The sequence below is a fragment of the Sphingomonas sp. UNC305MFCol5.2 genome (assembly GCF_000712135.1).
GTDB lineage: Bacteria > Pseudomonadota > Alphaproteobacteria > Sphingomonadales > Sphingomonadaceae > Sphingomonas.
Genome location: NZ_JOOE01000001.1, coordinates 111,272 through 129,488 on the forward strand (window position 1 = coordinate 111,272; position 18,217 = coordinate 129,488).

General features: G+C 63.1%; 16 protein-coding genes. 10 read left to right on the forward strand and 6 right to left on the reverse strand.

Annotation, left to right across the window (positions count from 1 at the left end):
* Positions 1–106: 106 nt before the first annotated feature.
* The 4 genes from eno (at position 107) to BR78_RS0100545 (ending at position 4,488) form a co-directional block, all read left to right on the forward strand.
* Positions 107–1,384: a phosphopyruvate hydratase gene (gene eno / locus BR78_RS0100530; RefSeq protein WP_029724719.1), complete on the forward strand. Its 1,278-nt coding sequence runs from the start codon at positions 107–109 to the stop codon at positions 1,382–1,384.
* Positions 1,385–1,502: 118 nt separating this feature from the next.
* Complete coding sequence (locus tag BR78_RS0100535; protein ID WP_029724718.1) at positions 1,503–1,820, forward strand: FtsB family cell division protein; 318 nt, start codon at positions 1,503–1,505, stop codon at positions 1,818–1,820.
* Positions 1,821–2,024: 204 nt separating this feature from the next.
* Complete coding sequence (gene pdhA / locus BR78_RS0100540; protein WP_029934203.1) at positions 2,025–3,074, forward strand: pyruvate dehydrogenase (acetyl-transferring) E1 component subunit alpha; 1,050 nt, start codon at positions 2,025–2,027, stop codon at positions 3,072–3,074.
* A 1-nt stretch (position 3,075) separates the two neighbouring features.
* Positions 3,076–4,488, forward strand: coding sequence for a pyruvate dehydrogenase complex E1 component subunit beta (locus tag BR78_RS0100545; protein ID WP_029934206.1), 1,413 nt, complete (start codon positions 3,076–3,078; stop codon positions 4,486–4,488).
* A gap of 39 nt (positions 4,489–4,527) precedes the next feature.
* On the opposite strand, the gene BR78_RS0100550 is transcribed toward BR78_RS0100545, so the two are convergent.
* The 3 genes from BR78_RS0100550 to BR78_RS22055 are packed head-to-tail and all read right to left on the reverse strand — an operon-like array spanning position 4,528 to position 7,999.
* Positions 4,528–5,250 (reverse strand): TadE/TadG family type IV pilus assembly protein, encoded by a 723-nt coding sequence (locus BR78_RS0100550; protein WP_156022168.1) that lies wholly within the window; start codon positions 5,248–5,250, stop codon positions 4,528–4,530.
* Positions 5,247–5,873, reverse strand: coding sequence for a TadE/TadG family type IV pilus assembly protein (locus BR78_RS22050; RefSeq protein ID WP_029724714.1), 627 nt, complete (start codon positions 5,871–5,873; stop codon positions 5,247–5,249). Before BR78_RS22050 ends, BR78_RS0100550 begins: the two co-directional genes overlap by 4 nt.
* Positions 5,870–7,999 carry a TadE/TadG family type IV pilus assembly protein gene (locus tag BR78_RS22055; protein WP_051683137.1) on the reverse strand — a complete coding sequence of 710 codons (2,130 nt, stop codon included), beginning with the start codon at positions 7,997–7,999 and terminating at the stop codon, positions 5,870–5,872. The genes BR78_RS22050 and BR78_RS22055 overlap by 4 nt, the downstream gene beginning before the upstream one ends.
* A 102-nt stretch (positions 8,000–8,101) precedes the next feature.
* Here BR78_RS22055 and BR78_RS0100565 point away from each other — a divergent pair, with 102 nt between their 5' ends.
* Positions 8,102–8,776, forward strand: a complete 675-nt coding sequence (locus BR78_RS0100565; RefSeq protein ID WP_029934212.1) for a squalene/phytoene synthase family protein — start codon at positions 8,102–8,104, stop codon at positions 8,774–8,776.
* A gap of 62 nt (positions 8,777–8,838) precedes the next feature.
* Positions 8,839–9,315, forward strand: a complete 477-nt coding sequence (locus BR78_RS0100570) for a histidine kinase (protein WP_029934213.1) — start codon at positions 8,839–8,841, stop codon at positions 9,313–9,315.
* Here the strand turns inward: BR78_RS0100570 and trmFO are convergent.
* On the reverse strand, positions 9,312–10,637 hold the full coding sequence (trmFO, locus tag BR78_RS0100575) for a methylenetetrahydrofolate--tRNA-(uracil(54)-C(5))-methyltransferase (FADH(2)-oxidizing) TrmFO (RefSeq protein ID WP_029934214.1): 1,326 nt from the start codon (positions 10,635–10,637) through the stop codon (positions 9,312–9,314). The genes BR78_RS0100570 and trmFO overlap by 4 nt on opposite strands.
* 62 nt (positions 10,638–10,699) lie before the next feature.
* Here trmFO and BR78_RS0100580 point away from each other — a divergent pair, with 62 nt between their 5' ends.
* The 3 genes from BR78_RS0100580 to BR78_RS0100590 are packed head-to-tail and all read left to right on the forward strand — an operon-like array spanning position 10,700 to position 12,155.
* Positions 10,700–11,326 (forward strand): lysoplasmalogenase family protein, encoded by a 627-nt coding sequence (locus BR78_RS0100580; RefSeq protein WP_029934215.1) that lies wholly within the window; start codon positions 10,700–10,702, stop codon positions 11,324–11,326.
* A complete protein-coding gene (locus BR78_RS0100585; protein ID WP_029934216.1) occupies positions 11,323–11,754 on the forward strand; it encodes a DUF488 domain-containing protein in 432 nt (143 codons plus the stop codon). Before BR78_RS0100580 ends, BR78_RS0100585 begins: the two co-directional genes overlap by 4 nt.
* Before the next feature lie 11 nt (positions 11,755–11,765).
* Positions 11,766–12,155, forward strand: coding sequence for a VOC family protein (locus BR78_RS0100590; RefSeq protein WP_029934217.1), 390 nt, complete (start codon positions 11,766–11,768; stop codon positions 12,153–12,155).
* A 231-nt stretch (positions 12,156–12,386) separates the two neighbouring features.
* On the opposite strand, the gene BR78_RS21155 is transcribed toward BR78_RS0100590, so the two are convergent.
* Positions 12,387–13,175, reverse strand: a complete 789-nt coding sequence (locus BR78_RS21155) for a hypothetical protein (protein ID WP_081855556.1) — start codon at positions 13,173–13,175, stop codon at positions 12,387–12,389.
* 76 nt (positions 13,176–13,251) lie between these two features.
* Here BR78_RS21155 and BR78_RS21480 point away from each other — a divergent pair, with 76 nt between their 5' ends.
* On the forward strand, positions 13,252–16,551 hold the full coding sequence (locus BR78_RS21480) for a metallophosphoesterase (protein WP_156022169.1): 3,300 nt from the start codon (positions 13,252–13,254) through the stop codon (positions 16,549–16,551).
* 81 nt (positions 16,552–16,632) lie between these two features.
* On the opposite strand, the gene BR78_RS0100605 is transcribed toward BR78_RS21480, so the two are convergent.
* The gene (locus BR78_RS0100605; protein WP_029934223.1) at positions 16,633–18,216 is read right to left on the reverse strand and encodes a class II 3-deoxy-7-phosphoheptulonate synthase; all 1,584 of its coding nucleotides are present in this window, start codon (positions 18,214–18,216) and stop codon (positions 16,633–16,635) included.
* Position 18,217 lies beyond the last annotated feature (1 nt).

The window sequence follows — 18,217 nt, forward strand, 5'->3', positions numbered from 1 at the left end:
TCAGCCGGGGTTCCATCCTCTGCGTTGCCCGGGAGCACAGGAGCGGTTAGAGGCTCGCGCGCGCCCTTGGGCAATCCCGATATACCCTAAGTAGGGAGACCGTTACGTGACCGCAATCATCGACATCCATGCCCGCCAGATCCTCGACAGCCGGGGCAATCCAACCGTGGAGGTCGATGTGCTGCTCGAGGACGGCAGCTTTGGCCGTGCCGCGGTGCCTTCCGGCGCTTCGACCGGTGCGCACGAGGCGGTCGAAAAGCGTGACGGCGACAAGAAGCGCTGGCTCGGTAAGGGTGTCGAAGCCGCGGTGCAGGCGGTCAATAGCGAGATTGCCGAGGAAGTGCTCGGGCTCGACGCCGAGGACCAGGCCGATCTCGACCGCGCAATGATCGAGTTGGACGGCACCGAGAACAAGGGCCGGCTGGGCGCCAACGCGATCCTCGGCGTCAGCCTCGCAGCGGCGAAAGCCGCCGCCGACGCGCGCGGACTGCCGCTGTATCGCTATGTCGGCGGCGTCAATGCGCACGTTTTGCCGGTGCCGATGATGAATATCATCAACGGCGGCGAGCACGCCGACAATCCGATCGACTTCCAGGAATTCATGATCGTGCCGGTCGGCGCCGAGAATATCGTCGAGGCAGTGCGCTGCGGCTCGGAAATCTTCCACACGCTCAAGAAGAAGCTGCACGAGAAAGGCCTCGCGACGGGCGTAGGCGACGAGGGCGGTTTCGCGCCGAACCTCAGCTCGACCACCGACGCGCTCGACTTCATCATGGCGAGCATCGAGGCTGCGGGCTACAAGCCCGGCGACGACGTGATGCTCGCGCTCGATTGCGCCGCGACCGAATATTACAAGGACGGGGCCTACAAGATGGTGGGCGAGGGCAAGACCTTCTCCTCGGCCGAAAATGTCGACTTCCTCGCCGGGCTGGCCGCCAAATACCCGATCTTCTCGATCGAGGACGGCATGGCCGAGGACGATTGGGAGGGCTGGAAGGCGCTGACCGACGCGATCGGCGGCAAGGTCCAATTGGTCGGCGACGACCTGTTCGTGACCAACCCCAAGCGCCTCAAGCGCGGCATCGACGGCGGTTATGCCAATTCGCTGCTGGTGAAGGTCAACCAGATCGGCACGCTGACCGAGACGCTCGAAGCAGTCAGCCTCGCGCAGCGCTCGTCCTATACCGCCGTAATGTCGCATCGTTCGGGCGAGACCGAGGATGCGACGATCGCCGACCTCGCGGTCGCGACCAATTGCGGGCAGATCAAGACGGGATCGCTGGCACGCTCGGACCGGCTCGCAAAGTACAACCAGCTCATCCGCATCGAGGAAGAACTGGGCGATGCGGCACGTTATGCAGGAAAGTCGGTGCTGAAGGTTTGACCTTTCCTGCTCCCCTCCCGCTTGCGGGAGGGGAGCGATCAACGATAGTGCCGGCTTCCAGAGGCTAAGTGAAACTGCGGCCTTGATTAACGACTCTGGTTACGCGAGAATCAACTCGATGGCGCGCACTTCTCCAATCAATACGCTTCTCCGCCGCGCGGGCCTCCCCGCCGGGGTGCTGATCGCCATGGGCTTTTTCGGTTATAACGCGGTGCTGGGGCCGACGGGGATCGTCGCGGCGCGCGAGCTGAAGGTCGAGCTCGCGCAGAAGAATCTGGAATATGCCGCGCTGGCCAAGAAGCGGGCGGAGCTCAAGAACCGCGTCGACTTGCTCGATCCCAAACGCGGTGCGGATCCGGACATGGTCGATGAATTGGTGCGGAAAGAGCTCAATGTGGCGCGCCCCGATGAAGTGATCGTTCCGCTCGACAAATAGTCGCGGGCGGCTGCGGTTCGCGATGCCCGGCAACCTGATAATTGGTATCCCATTTTACCATCCCGGCGTTCGCGCGCACGGAAGCGTGTCGTTTGCGCAACGCGCGGAATGAACGCCGATCTTTGCCGCGCGTTGACGTTGCGTCCGGGCCGGAAACGCGCCTATAGGCCCGCGCAGACCTATCCTAGGGCATAAGGATTTCCTGTGGCCAAAGCACCGGCACGCAAAGCGTCCACTGAACCTGCGGTACCGAACCGCGAACGACCCGACGAACCAGAGCGGTACAATGCCTCCAAGGAGGAGCTGCTCGCATTCTACAAGCAGATGCTGCTCATCCGCCGCTTCGAGGAGAAGGCCGGGCAGCTCTACGGGCTCGGCTTCATCGGCGGTTTCTGCCATCTCTATATCGGCCAGGAGGCCGTCGCGGTCGGCCTGCAGTCGGCGCTGGACGGTGAGAAGGACTCGGTGATCACCGGCTATCGCGACCATGGCCACATGCTCGCTTACGGCATCGATCCCAAGGTGATCATGGCCGAGCTGACCGGGCGCGGCGCAGGCATCAGCCGCGGCAAGGGCGGCTCGATGCACATGTTCTCGACCGAGAAGAAGTTCTACGGCGGTCACGGCATCGTCGGCGCCCAGGTCTCGCTCGGTACCGGCCTCGCCTTCGCGCACAAGTATAACGAGGACGGCGGCGTCGCGATGGCCTATTTCGGCGACGGCGCGTCGAACCAGGGCCAGGTCTACGAATCGTTCAACATGGCCGAGCTGTGGAAGCTCCCGATCATCTATGTGATCGAGAACAACCAGTACGCGATGGGCACCAGCGTCAATCGCTCCTCGTCCGAGGACCAACTGTACAAGCGCGGCGAGAGCTTCCGCATCCCCGGCATCCAGGTCGACGGCATGGACGTGCTCGCCTGCCGCGGCGCGGCCGAGGAGGCGCTCGCCTGGGTCCGTGCGGGCAAGGGCCCGATCATCCTCGAGATGAAGACCTATCGTTACCGTGGCCACTCGATGTCCGATCCGGCCAAGTATCGCAGCCGTGAGGAAGTCCAGTCGGTTCGCGAGAAGTCCGATCCGATCGAGGCAGTGAAGCGCGAACTCGAAAAGCTCGGCGTCAAGGAAGAGGATCTCAAGCCGATCGAGCAGGAGATCCGCCGGCAAGTCAACGAATCCGCCGATTTCGCCGAGCAGACCCCCGAACCCGACCCCGCGGAACTATACACCGACGTGCTGGTGGAGACCTATTGAGATGGCGATCGAACTCAAGATGCCGGCACTCTCGCCGACCATGGAAGAGGGCACGCTCGCCAAGTGGCTCGTCAAGGAAGGCGACACGGTGAAGTCGGGCGACATCCTCGCCGAGATCGAGACCGATAAGGCGACGATGGAATTCGAGGCAGTCGACGAAGGCACGATCGCGTCGATCGTCGTCGCCGAGGGCACCGACAATGTGAAGGTCGGCACCGTGATCGCGACGATAGCGGGCGAAGGCGAGGATGCCTCCGCACCGACGCCTGCTCCCCCGGCCGAGGCTCCGAAGGCCGAAGCGCCGGCCACCGAGCAGAAAGCGGAAGAATCCGAGGCGCCGGCGCCGAAAAAGGCCGAGAGCGGCACTTCGCAGCTCGCAAGCAACAAGGCGGCGACGGTCTCCGATCCGGCGATCCCCGAAGGCACCGAGATGGTCAAGACGACCGTCCGCGAGGCTTTGCGCGACGCGATGGCCGAGGAAATGCGCGCCGATCCGCGCGTGTTCGTGATCGGCGAGGAAGTTGCCGAATATCAGGGCGCGTACAAAGTAACGCAGGGCCTGCTCGAAGAGTTCGGCGACAAGCGCGTGATCGACACGCCGATCACCGAATATGGCTTTGCCGGCGTCGGCACGGGCGCGGCGATGGGCGGGCTGAAGCCGATCGTCGAGTTCATGACGTTCAACTTCGCGATGCAGGCGATCGACCACATCATCAACTCGGCCGCGAAGACCAACTACATGTCCGGCGGCCAGATGCGCTGCCCGATCGTGTTCCGCGGCCCCAACGGCGCCGCGAGCCGCGTCGGCGCACAGCACAGCCAGAATTACGGTCCGTGGTATGCCAGCGTCCCCGGTCTGATCGTTATCGCCCCCTATGACGCGGCCGATGCCAAGGGACTGCTCAAGGCGGCGATCCGTTCGGAAGATCCGGTTGTCTTCCTCGAGAACGAATTGCTGTACGGCCGCAGCTTCGAGGTGCCCAAGCTCGACGATCATATCCTGCCGATCGGCAAGGCGCGGATCGTGCGCGCGGGCAAGGACGTGACGATCGTATCCTATTCGATCGGCGTGGGCGTCGCGCTCGAAGCGGCCGAGACGCTGGCGGGCGAGGGGATCGATGCCGAAGTGATCGATCTGCGCACGCTGCGACCGCTGGACACCACGACCGTGCTCGAGAGCCTCAAGAAGACCAACCGCATGGTGGTGGTCGAGGAAGGCTGGCCGGTCTGCTCGATCTCGTCGGAGATCGTGGCGGTGGCGATGGAGCGGGGCTTCGACGACCTCGACGCGCCCGTGCTGCGCGTGACCAACGAGGACGTGCCGCTGCCTTATGCGGCCAATCTCGAGAAGCTCGCTTTGGTCGACGCCGCGCGCGTGGTCGCGGCCGTCAAGAAGGTGACGTACAAAGGATGAGCGAGGGGGCGGGGCGCCTGGGGTGCCCCCGTCGGCGCGTCAGCAAGTCGAGGCAGTGACGCCGCTGACCTTGTAGACACCGTTCGGATGCTGCGGGTTGGGATTGTTCTGCTCGACGCCATTGACGGTGATCTTGCTGTCGTCGCTCGTATCGCGACGATCGCGAACCATCATCGAGGCGACTTCGTTGATCTCGCTCGTCGGCGACAGCGAAGTCTTGATGAGTGGCTGATATCGATAGCGCACCTCGACGAACATGGTGACACCATCGGGCGGCGCGATGATCTGCCGGCTGGTGGGGCCAGGGCCTACGCCGTCTACGCTGGTCGCCGTGACGGGAGTGCCGTAGCTCGATGCCCAGCTGGTCATGATGCCCTGGCAACGCTGCCAGCGAATCCGGTATTTGTTCGCGGTCGTTGGGTGCGGCTCGACGCTCGATACGATCACGCGCCCATTAGCGAATAAGTTCAGCTCGCCCGCCTGGAAATTGGCGCCGATGAGCAGGTCGTTGATATCACTCTCATAGACCTTCTTGGATTCGAGCTGGCTGCCCGAACCCATGCGCGCGGAGTTGTCGGCGAGCTGAAGCGCGATCTGGCTGACGCGCATCCGGGTGATGATGTAGTTGGTCAGTTCCGCGCCGGTGAGGCTCATCGTCAGCAGGATCGGCAGCGAAAAGGCGAATTCGAGCAGCGCCAACCCGCTGGTGTCGCGGCCGAACCGCCGCGCGACCGTCCGGAACAATGTAAGTCCGTGCTTCACGTGCAGCTCCTCACCGCGGGCGTTCCCTGATCGCCATAAGGCTGATTGCGAAGGATCGTCTGGGCTCTCACCGTGGTCGTGCTCGATCCGCCGATGAAATTGTTGAGCGGAAAGAAGCGCGGATAGGTGACCGCCGCGGTGTAGAGCACCGCATCCTTGGCGCCGCCCTGATTGAGGTTGCCACCCGTCGCGTCCCATCTGCCGTTGCCGTTGGAATCCTCATAGGGTTCGCCCGGCGTGAGGCCCTGTGGGCCGTCACAGGTGCCGTTGTGATTGGTGTCGGTATAGGGTTCGAACTGGGAGTTCGCAGCCTGCGCGTAGTTGCGATACCATTGGCGCGTGATCGTGACGGTGCCGTTGTTGGCGAGTGTCTTGATCTGGTTCCTCACTTTGTCGTCGAGCGCGGTCTGCGTCGCGCCGCTGAGGCCGGACTCAAGCGTCGCGTCGCGCGCGACTTTCTGCACGACGCCTTGCAGCGCTGCGCGCATGTAGAGCGTGTGCGCCACGTCGAATGCGCCGAGAAGCAATAGCCCCATCACCGGCGCCACGATCGCGAACTCGACGATGGTGGCGCCACGCTCGTCGTGGGCGATCCGGCGCAGGTGTGAAACGGGGCAGATCACTTGGTGAGCCTCAACTGCGAGATCTGGTCCGCGATAGATTTGAAGGTGCGCTGCAGGCCGACCGAATCCGTCGCCTCGAAATATTCTCCGCCGTCCCTCGCGCAAGCCTTGAGCCGATCCACGGTCTCCTGGGCCTGCCCTTCGCCGAAATTGATCACCCAGAGCTTGATGTTCGAGTTTTTCACCCAATTGCAGACCGCGAGAAACCGCTGATTCACCTGATCGTCCAGCTGCGGCTTGGTGGGGTTCGCCGGTGTCTGACGATGATCGAAGAACGGCAGGCCATAAGCGGCATAATCGTTGTCGTTCGCGTTGGTGTCGCCGTCGGTCATGAAGATCAGGTGCCGCTCGATCTCGCCGCCATTCGGCGTGGTGGCATTCTCGTTCCTGAAAATGCCGGTCGGCGACATCAGGCGCGCGCCCCAGATCATACCGATATCGTGATAGGTATTGCCGTCCGGATTGAGCGAGTTGACGTAGTTCTGGAACGTCGTCGCACTCGCCCAGGTCTGGAGCTTGCGCGCTTCCGTGGGGCAGTAGAATCTCGAACCATTTCTGTAGTCGTTTGGCGTGGTTTCGCTTGAAGTGGCGTTGTTCCACCCCGCGGTTCCATACCATGAACCGGGCCAGCTGGTCGCGTTATACTCTGCTCCGTCGGTGGATGCGCGCGTGAAGATCAGCTGCGGCAATGCGGGCTTCCAACGCGACTCGTCGTCGAACGGCACCAGATCGATGTTGAGATCGAGCGCATCCGTCGGGATCGGATCGTAATCGGTGACGTCGTTCGGAGTCGACCGCTCCTCGATGCACCCGGACCAGGTGATCGTCGCCTGCGGGATGTCCTTTCCACCGATGCCGGTCACGGGATCCGCGATCGAAGGCGTATCAGGATCCGCAGTCGAGCTCGGCATGGTGAAGCTGTTGTTCCAGCTGCTGCCACCGGCCTTGAGCCCGCTAACGTCGACCGGAAGCGCGCCATAAGTCCAGTTTGCGAACTTTTCCTCATAATAGGTAGTCTTGGTCGTCTTCTTGCGGCGGCAGCTCTTCTTGTTGTCGCTGCCACCGGTCGAGCGGTCGGGTGCATTGCCCCAGCTCTCGGTCGAGTTCGATCCCGATGACCAGCCCCATTCGCCGTTCGAGGTGTTATCAGTGGCAGATCCGTCGCTCGGAAAGCTCGACTCGATCGTGGGTGTAGGGGCGGGGCCGCCCGAATTGGCGGGAGTCGGAGTGAAGGAACCAAAGGACTGGTTGTTCATGAATTTGAGGCAGTCGCTCTGGGTAAGCGAGCCACCGCCATAGCTTTCCCAGCGCGTCTCGGTCTTCTGGGGCGGAACGGCAAGGTGCGGCACGCGCGTCTGATACGTCCAGCTGTCGACGAAATAGTCGTTGGGCAACAGCCTGCCGACGTTCACATTGGTCGAATAGGGTACGAAGCCGAAGCGGATCTGCACCTGACTGCCCGTGCCGCCGCTCGGCTCGTCGCCATCGCAATCGACATCCGGTACGTCGAGCCGCGCCACGATTTGATAGAAGCATTTCACCGCCGTGCGCAGCGCGGCGATGCGCGAGTTCGCATTGCCGTTGCAGCTGCTGTCGCCGTTCGGGCACCAGTTCATCGAACCCGTGGTATCGAGCACGAACATCACATCGGTGTTCGGCAGCCGCATTTCGGCGTCGCAAGTGACGCTGAGCGTCTCGTTGGTCTTGCCGAAGATGCGCATCAACGTCATCGGCACCGTCGCCGATGCCGTTCCGGTCACTTTGCCGGCGGACTGGGTGAAGGTTTTGACGACCGTATTCGGATCGACGCCATAGGCGTCCTTGTTGTAATTGGCGTCGAAGAACTTCTTGGCCGTGTTCTCGGGATAATTGGGGTCACCGTTGACGGTCTGGACCCAGTTGCCGCCGCCCATCGCCTTGCGGCCGGCGAGCGCGCCGGCGTCGCAACCATGTTGCAGGCGCGTCTTGACGATGTACATGCGGCTGATGTCGATACCGCCGCCAACCATCCCCGCGAGAGGAATCAATGCCATTGTCATGATCGCCAGCGTGTTGGCACGCGTATCGCGGGCGAACCTCGTCAGGAACGCCTCTGCCTGCGCCAGGCTATGCCGTTTGCCCACCATCTTTGCGACCCCGGTCCCCGATCAACGCGGCATCATGCCGCCCGCACAGCTAACACCCCATAAAACGAGCTGGTTAACACCGGGCTTATGGGCGCCACGGGAATGACCGGAGCGTCGGGAGGAAATCCGGAACGCGCGCTCGCGCTCTCTTATGCGCCGCGGGCGGGACGGGCCGCGCTGGAGGCGCTGCTCGCGCTCGACGACGCGCTGGCGCAACTGCTGCGGACGACGCGCGAACCCGCTTTGGGCCAGTTGCGGCTCGCCTGGTGGCGCGAGGCGCTGGCCAGGCTGGACAGCGAGGCCGCTCCGGCGGAGCCGGTGCTGCAGGCACTGGCGCGCGAGATGCTGCCCAAAGGCGTGCGTGGCGCCTCGCTGGTACCGATCGTGCACGGATGGGAAGTGCTGGTCGAGGAAGAGGCGCTCGATCGCGACGCTCTGCGACGATTCGGCGAAGGGCGCGGGGGATTGTTCGTAGTGGCCGGGACGGCGATGGGCGCCGCGCCGAGCGATCCGCTCGCCGCGGCGGGGCAGGGCTGGGCGCTGGCCGATCTAGCGCGCCACCTCCGGGCGCCCGACGAGGCCGCGGAAGCGCGCGACATCGCTGCGCCGCTGCTGAAAGAGGCCCTGTCGAGACGTTGGAGCCGCAACGGCCGGGTGCTTGGGGCTTTCGCGCATCTGGCCCGACTGGATCTGCGCGTGCCGGCAGGCGAGGCGCCGCCTGTCGGCGCCCCGCACCGGGTCGGCCGGCTATTCTGGCATCGCCTCACCGGCAGGTAGGGGCTTGCCAGTGCGCGTGACGCGCGTAGCTTGTTTCCTCCGGCTCTCGGGGGAGACGTTCGATGTGGCGCTATTTCGTCGGCGCGGGTGCGGCACTGGTGCTGGGGCTCGCTGGTCTGTTCCTGCTTCGCGGCTCCGCCGCACCACCTGTGAAGCTGCCCGGCGCGCCGGCGGCACACGTTGCGGCAGCCGCGGCCGAAGACCCGCTTCCCCCGGAGGCGCCGGGCGCCACCGCGAAGACACGCGAGCAGAAGCGCTTTGATCGCTATGACAAGGACCGCAACGACGCGGTGACTCGCGAGGAATATCTCCTGTCGCGGCGGAAAGCCTATGCGAAGCTCGACGCCAACCATGACGGGCGGCTCGACTTCGAGGAATGGGCGGCGAAGACCACGACCAAGTTCGCCGGCGCCGATGCCGACAAATCGGGCGCCCTGAGCCGCACCGAGTTCCTCGCCACCGCACCCAAGGCGCGTCCCGGCGCCAGGCCGCGATGCGTGTGTCCCGCGGCTCCCGCGAAGGAAGAGGCCGAGGACTAGGCCGGCAGCCAGCCGCTGAACGCCGCGCGGGCGCGGCTGGTGTACATCAGCTTGCGATCGGCCTTTTTCGAGCGGCCCTCGATCGGCGGGAACAGCCCGAAGTTTACGTTCATCGGCTGATAGGTCTCGACCTCGGCCTCGCCGGTGATGTGCGCGAGCAGCGCGCCGAGGGCAGTCTCGCGCGGCGGGGGGGCGAGCGTCCGGCCGGCGAGTTCGGCGGCGGCGAAGCGGCCTGCGAGCAGCCCGATCGCGGCGCTTTCGACATAGCCTTCGCAACCGGTGATCTGACCGGCGAAGCGGATGTTCGGGCGTGCCTTGAGCCGCAATGTCGGATCGAGCAGCTCGGGCGACTTGATGAAGGTGTTGCGGTGCAGGCCGCCCAGCCGCGCGAACTCGGCCTTTTCGAGTCCGGGGATGGTGCGGAACAGTTCGACCTGCGCGGCGTATTTCAGCTTGGTCTGGAAGCCGACCATGTTCCACAGGGTGCCCGAGGCATTATCCTGGCGGAGCTGGACCACCGCATGGGGCCAGCGCCCGGTGCGCGGATCATCGAGGCCGACGCCCTTCATCGGGCCGTAGCGGAGCGTATCGACGCCGCGTTCGGCCATCACTTCGATCGGCATGCAGCCTTCGAAATAGGGGACGTTTTCCCACTCGCGGAACTCGGTCTTCTCGCCGGCGAGCAGGCCGGCGTGGAAGGCGAGATACTCGTCCTTCGACATCGGGCAGTTGATGTAGTCCTTGCCCGAGCCCCCGGGACCAATCTTGTTCCAGCGCGACTGATACCAGGCGGTGGTGAAGTCGATGCTCTCGAAATGGACGATCGGGGCGATCGCATCGAAGAAAGCGAGCGCTTCCTTGCCCGTGGCGGAGCCGATGCTCTCGGCGAGGCCGGGCGCGGTGAGGGGGCCGGTGGCGACGATCGTAAGGCCTTCGGCGGGGAGCTGGTCCACCCGCTCGCGGACGATGGAGATGTTGGGATGCGCCTCGAGCGCGGCGGTGACGCCGGCCGAGAAGCCGTCGCGGTCGACGGCCAGCGCCGAGCCGGCGGGAACCTTGTGCACGTCGCCCTGGGTGAGGATCAGCGAGCCGAGATCGCGCATTTCCCGATGGAGCAGGCCGACGGCGTTGCGCTCGGCATCGTCCGAGCGGAACGAGTTGGAGCAGACGAGCTCGGCGAGGCTGTCGGTGTGGTGGGCGGGGGTCATATGGCCCGAGCCGCGCATTTCCGAGAGCTTTACCTTGTGCCCGGCCTGAGCGAGCTGCCATGCGGCTTCGGAGCCGGCGAGGCCGCCGCCGATGATGTGGATGTCATGAGTCACGGCGGCCGCATAGCCCGATGCGGGCCCCATGACAAAGCCTGCCGCCTTGCTATGCTCGGCGCATGGAGACCCGTGCCGCCCGCTTGCTCTTCCTCGCCGCCCTGATCGCGGGGGGCAGCTATTACGCCACGCACTGGATCACCGTCGCGCCGGCGGTCGACGTCATCTGGAAAGGTGCCGGGGTAGGGCTGCTCGCGCTCTGGGCGGCATTGCAGGCGCGGTCGACCGACGGCTGGCTGATCGCGGCGGCGCTGGCGCTGGGCGCGGTCGGCGACGTGCTGCTCGAGACGCATGGGCTGACGATCGGGGCAGTCGCCTTCCTTGCCGGGCATGTCGTCGCGGCGACGCTGTACCTGCGCAACCGGAGCGGTCCGATTCTGCAGGTCCTGATCGTGACGGCGCTGGTCGGCGCCGCGCCCGCTTCGCTCGTGATACCGGCCGCTGATCTGCCCGGGGTCTTGTTGTATGCCACTGCCCTCGGCGCGATGTGCGGGGCTGCATGGGCAAGCCGCTTTCCGCTTTGGACAGTCAAGCTCGGTGCTTTGCTCTTCGTCATCTCGGACATGCTCCTCTTCGCGCGAATAGGGCAATGGGCGGGCAATCCGCTGCCGGGGCTGCTCATCTGGCCGACCTATTTCGCCGGACAGGCGTTGATCGCCTGGGGCGTGGTGCGGAGCCTGCGGACATGAGGATCTTCACGATCGGCTATGAGGCGACGACGATGGCCGAGTTCATCGCGGCGCTGCAGAAAGCCGGTGTCGAGCGCGTGATCGACGTGCGCGCCGTCCCGCTCTCGCGACGCCCGGGCTTCTCGAAGAACGTGCTCGCCGCCAGCCTGAAGGAGGCGGGGATCGATTATGTCCTCCTCAAGAATCTCGGCACCCCCAAGCCGGGGCGCGACGCGGCCAAGAAGGGCGACGTCGCGACACTGGAGCGGGTGTACGAAACCCAGCTCGGGCTGCCCGAGGCGCAGGCCGAGGCGGCGCAGATGCGCGCGCTCGCCGCGGAGAAGCCGAGCGCCCTCGTCTGCTTCGAGCGCAACCCCGAACATTGCCACCGCACCCTGCTGCTCGCGGCGGAGGGCGAGGGCGCCGAAATCGTGGACCTTTTTCCCTGAGGAGTGATGCCATGCTCGACCATGTCGGTTTCGCCGTCTCGGACCTCGCGCGATCCAGCGCCTTCTACGCCGCCGCGCTCGCCCCCTTGGGCGTGGCCGAATTGATGCGCGTCACCCCCGAACAGACCGAGGCGGGCGGCACCGCGATCGGATACGGCAAGGACGGCAAGCCGTTCTTCTGGATCGGCGACAACGAGGCCGTGGGGCAGGGCACGCATATCGCCTTCACCGCCGACAGCCGCGCGCAGGTCGACGCGTTCCACAAGGCGGCGCTGGCGGCAGGCGGCACCGATCACGGCGCCCCGGGCATCCGCGCGCATTACCATCCCGATTATTACGCCGCCTTCGTGCTCGATCCCGACGGGACCAATATCGAGGCGGTGTCCCACCGGCCCGAATGAGGCGAAAAGGCGGGGCGGCCGGAGCCGCCCCGTAGTTCGGGGAGAGCCGGCGCGGAAGGAGGGGACCTGACGCCGGCACGAGCGGCACTGGACGCGCTGTGTTACAGGCATATTGCACTTTGTTGCAGCGCGGCTGCACCGCCCCTGCACCGCCCGCTTTGTAGGAGTTGCGCGGCTTAACTTCGCACTTTTCCCGCGAATCGTGAACAAAAGTTGCGGGCGCGCGCAATTTCATAACCCGGTGATCCGCGGCATCGGACGCGGCCGGCGCGGCGGCGGCAGCTCGCGATCCTGCTCGGCGGCGGGGCGCGGCGGCCGGTCGGCGGGACCATAGGGATCGAGCAGGCCGAAACGGCGAAACCCGTCGGGCCCCTCGCCATCGGGCGGATCGCGCGGCACCTTGCCGCAGCAGGCGCATCCCACCGAGGCGTTGAGCTGCGCCGGGCTGGGCCATTCCGCCGGGCCCTTTTCGAAGAGCGCCTCGAGCGACATGGCGAGGTGGTGGGTGCGTTCCGCGATGCGCAGCTCGTGATCGTACGCGGCGCCTTCATTGTAGCGCCGCCATGCACCCAGCGCGTTCATCGCGACCCGAGTGTTGAACCTCTCGCGCCAGCCGACGATCATCCCGCGGCGAATGATCGGCTCGCGCTCGGGCTCGATCGACGCGGGCAGCGCCGCCTCCATCTGGAGCTGGAGCCCGTGGCGCAGCGCGAGATCCCAGGCATGCGCGAAGCTGAAGGTCCAGCCGGGGCCGAACGCGGCGAGCTGATCGGGCGGAAGCGGGACATCGACCAGCCGGTTGGCGGTGCACGCGGCGCGGGCGCGAAGGCCATAGGCCGAGCGCGCGCTCATCCCCACCGACGCCGCCGCGGCCCGCACCACGCCGGTGCGCGCGAGCGCGGCGATGAATGCGACCTGCCGCTCCGCGGTCCAGCCGCTCGCGCGGGTGCGGGCGAGGGGGACGGGGGTGAAGCGGAGGAGGAGGGCGGGGTCCTCCGGTGGTGGCTGCGACTCGAACATATAGAGAACATCGCATTTTTGAAGCTTGTAGGAAAGGGCTGGCTTGAGTCATATCGCAAAATAGGGGGTATACGACTTGACTGGTTTCCGCTGGCTTCATTTAAGCGATCTTCACGTAGGCGTTGGCACCCAAGATTGGTTGTGGCCTCGGTTCAAGACGAAGTTTTTAGACGACCTCTCGAGACTATTTGAGAGCACAGGTCCGTGGGACGCGGTACTTTTCTCCGGAGATTTGACGCAGCAAGCGCAAAGAGAGGAATTTGATCGACTAGATCAAGTTCTGGAGGAGTTGTGGAATCGCTTCAGAGTTTTAGGGGCCTCTCCGACTCTCGTGACAGTTCCAGGGAATCACGATCTTGTTTGGCCGGCGCCGCTAGATGCGGTTATGCTCCAACCTTATTGGCAGGCTGAGGTATTGCGAAACGGGCTTTTCGATGGATCTGCATTTAAACAAACGAGCGTTATTGAAGCCGCGTTTGCAGCGTACCGCGACTGGCGCGCCCTCCAGATTAAAAGCGGTCGCCACGCGCTACCAATGAAGGATGGCGTCATGCCCGGCGACGCGAGTTATCGAATTGCGTTCGATGCTGGGCACGTTGGCATTGTCGCCCTGAATTCCACTTGGCTTCACCTCGCCAAGGGCAACTTTCAAGGCTCTCTTGCGGTTGATGTGCGTCAGTTGCTTGCAGTTACGGATCAAGATGCAGATGAATGGTGCAATCAGAACGACGGCAATTTACTGATGACGCACCACCCAACAGATTGGCTACATCCAGAGGCTCGCGATCATTGGAGAAGTGACATAAACCCTCCAGGTCGATTTGATCTTCATCTGTTCGGTCATATGCACGAACAGGATTTTGCAACGGTTTCCCGTGGGGGCGGAGGAGAGAGCCGGAACGCTCAGGCTTCGGCGCTGTTCGGTTTAGAATATCTTTCAGACAGGAATACTCAACGAATCCAAGGCTATTCGGCTAATTGTCTACTCAACAAGGGTAACGACCGCGAAATTACCGTCTGGCCACGGGTGCTGACTAAACTTAGAGATGGCAGTCAGGATCTCACGCCTGATATCGCACTCGGTCTAAAAGATGGCGTGTCCTTTACGAAGCGCTATCCGCGCACCGATGCCAATGAGAAATCGGCCAGTACCTCGATTAACGAAAGCACGCCTTCGGTAACGCTAGAGCGGTCCGCAGCGAATATTGCGAGTGAATTGGAAAAGATCAGATATTTCATTTCGAATGAACCCGCTCATAGATCTGTGCGACGGCTAGAACTCCATCGAGTGGCCGGTGCACTGGAGCATACTCGCATCGCTTGGATTGCGGCTGATTGGGGTATGGGTGAAGATGGATTTCTGTCGGCGGTCCAGGCTCATTTCAACGAAATTGGTATGAAGACTTACCGCTTTGATTTATCAGAATACCAAACTCGCGAACAGTTTCTCAATGATTCCCAAACACGCTTCGGTGCAAGTTTTGAAACGCTTTGCGAGAACATTTCAACGGTCGGCCCTTCCTATGTTCTATTCAACGATGTTCCTGTTGGTCGTTCCACAGCGCCAGGCGAGATGCCGGTCGAACACGATATCGAAGCGCTAGCTAAAATCCTTACGGAGTTTGCGAGCGGCACGAAGGTGTTGCTTCGAGCGCAACGGCCCCCGCGCAATGGGCCCCAGTTTGTGGTTGCGGAGCTTAAGGCGCTCGATGAGGCAGACGTCGCAATCTACCTACGCGACAGCGATCAGGCAGGCGACGCGCTGAGCAAGCCGGAGAAGGTCAGTCAGATTTTTCGTCTCACGGACGGCGTCCCGTCCCGAATAGACAACGCTCTGCGCGAATTGGAGGTGACCTCACTAGACGATCTGCTCAGCGCTAACAGTGATCTTGGCTCAACGGCGCTGACAGTTTTAGCGCCGCAAGCACTTGTTAGCGCCGTCGGGGAACTCGAGGCTTCAGCCGACTTGGCGGAACAACGAGCATTTGATTTGCTGAAGGCAATCGCTGCTTTGCCCGCAGGTGAACAACTGTCTCAAATCGCTCGACTGAATGGTCCAATACCCTTTCGGCCTGCTCATGCGATCGATCTTACCAGTCGCGCCCTGCTTGACAGTGCCCCACTTATGGCCCTTGGCGCGGAAGAGAATGCAACCTCAAAGGCGCTCGTCGTGCCCCGACCGGTCCGGGAATACGTTCGTAGCCGACTTAGCGAGGCTGAAGTACGGTCTCTCGATCGGAAATTGCTGACGCTGTATTTTGGTGAAGGTTGGAATAAAGGAAAAATTTCTGGCTCACGAGCGGGAAGATGCGCAAGCAACTCCTTGTGCCCAATGCACGAAATAGTAAATGCTAACACTCTGATTGTTCGATATCTCAGGCGTGCGGTAGAGGATGAATCGTCGGATAATATTGATACCGCAGTTGCCCTTGCCTCTGCATTTATTGAATGCTTAAGCAATGGTAGTCATTATAGGGGCGCACTTTCCCTATGCGATGATGCAATGCATCTTATCCCAAAAGAAAATCGCGAACGCCAATTAACAATACTTCAGTATGAAAGGGCGCGCGCTCTGCGCATGACGAACAATTTGGAGGAGGTCCGCGATGCACTCGAGGCGCTTGATTATAATTATCTATCTCAATATCAGCGCCAGAGCGCCAAGCTGAATCTGGCCCTTGCATACAGGTCGCTTAGCAAAGCAGACGACGCAAAGCGTGTCGCGCGCGATTGTATTGCAATAGATCGGAAATCCGCACTTGCGCTCCAAGCCGAATCGATTGTGGCAACCCAGATCGCTGATTCCAACGCGCGAGTTGCGAAGCTTACAGCCCTGAGAGCCAAAAGTGATCGTCAAAAATCTGCAATAACAACAAATAACATTGCACTTAACCTATCTGACGAAGCTGAAAATCGCCAAGATTTCGAAGAAGCTCGGCGTCTTTTGCGTGAGGTGGTGGATCGTGCGCGCCGTGAGGGGGATTTCTACAATGGAGCGCGGGCCATTGCGAATTTGGCGAAGCTCCATCCACTAGATGCGCCATTTGCCGCAGCAGACAAAATTCGCCTTATCGATGCCTATCATTTCGCACACAACGAGCGCCGGGGGGTGTTATTTGACCAATGCCACGAAGCGCTTTGGAACGTTTTCGAAAGGGAACAAGACATTGGTAACTTGCTCAGCTTGTTTCGCCATAGCTCGTTTATTTGGAGAATTAACGGCCGTGAGAAACGAGAGATCCAGTATATAGAGCGACTGCGAGCACTCAGAGGTAGAATGCTCCAGCCTTCTCGCGATCGGGAATATTTCTACGTCCGAGTGACCATTATTCTTGGGATCCAGCCCGGAGGAGAGGCGCGGGTGCTGCCAAACTAGAGCGATGGGCATGCAGCTTAGAAAGAGTGACCGCCCTTAGCTCCGGATCATGGTCATGCGTTCGCCGCCACATATGTCCATCTAAGCCGCCTTCCTTCGCTCCGCCATCTCCGCATTCAGCATCTCCGCCAGCAGGAATGCCAGTTCCAGCGACTGCCCCGCGTTCAGCCGCGGGTCGCAGTGCGTGTGGTAGCGGTCGGCGAGCGACTGCTCGGTGACGTCGATCGCGCCGCCGGTGCATTCGGTGACGTTCTGGCCGGTCATCTCGGCGTGGATGCCGCCGGCGAAGGTGCCCTCGGCGCGGTGGACGGCGAAGAAGCCGCGGACTTCGGCGAGGATGCGCTCGAAGGGGCGGGTCTTGTAGCCGTTGGCGGCCTTGACGACGTTGCCGTGCATCGGGTCGCAGCTCCACACCACCGGATGCCCCTCGCGCTTGACCGCGCGGACGAGGGCGGGGAGGCCCTTCTCGATCTTGTCGTGGCCGTAGCGGGTGATGAGGGTCATGCGGCCGGGGACGCGCGCGGGGTTGAGCGTGTCGAGCAGGCGGAGCAGGGCGTCGGGCTCTAGGCTGGGGCCGCACTTCATCCCGATCGGATTGCCGATGCCGCGCAGGAACTCGACATGCGCGCTGCCCTCGAAACGGGTGCGGTCGCCGATCCACAGGAAATGCGCGCTGGTATCGTACCAGTCGCCGGTGAGGCTGTCCTGCCGAGTGAGCGCCTGCTCATAGGGGAGGAGCAAAGCCTCGTGGCTGGTGTAGAATTGGGTGCCCTTCAATTGGGGGACGGTGTCGGGGTTGATCCCGCACGCCTCCATGAAATCGAGCGACTCGCCGATGCGGTCCGCCACGTCGGCGAACTTCTTCGACCAGGGGCTGCGGCCCATGAAGTCGAGCGTCCATTTGTGGACCTGGTGGAGATTGGCATAGCCGCCGGTGGCGAAGGCGCGCAGCAGGTTGAGCGTCGCGGCGGACTGGCTGTAGCCCTGCACCATGCGCTGCGGATCGGGGATCCGGGCGGCGGGGGTGAAGGCGATGTCGTTGACGTTGTCGCCGCGGTAGCTGGGGAGCTCGACGCCGTCGATCGTCTCGGTATCGGCGCTGCGCGGCTTGGCGAACTGGCCGGCCATGCGGCCGAGCTTCACCGTGGGAAGCTTCGACGCGAAGGTGAGGACCACCGCCATCTGGAGGATGACGCGGAAGGTGTCGCGGATGTTGTTCGGGTGGAACTCGGCGAAGCTCTCGGCACAGTCGCCGCCCTGGAGCAGGAAGGCCTCGCCGCGCGAGACGCGGGCGAGCTCGGTGGTGAGCTCGCGCGCCTCGCCGGCGAAGACGAGCGGAGGATAGTTGGCGAGCTGCGTCGTGGCGGCGTCCAGCGCAGCCTTGTCGGGGTAATTGGGGAGCTGGCGGGCCTCGGCCTGGGTCCAGCTGTCGGGGGTCCAGCCCATGGGTTGCTCCAGGTTGCGGACATGGACGTACCAGTCCTGGTGGTGGGCGATGCCGTTGGCGGCGATCTGGTTGAGCACGGCGGCGGAGGCGCGCTTGCCGTCCTCCTCCCAGCCCTGGACTGTGGAGCCAGGGGTGTCGAACCAGGCGCCGAAAGCGGCGCGGGAAAGGGCGCGTTCCTCACGGAAGCGGCGGATCTTGGAACCTGCGAGCGTCGTCATG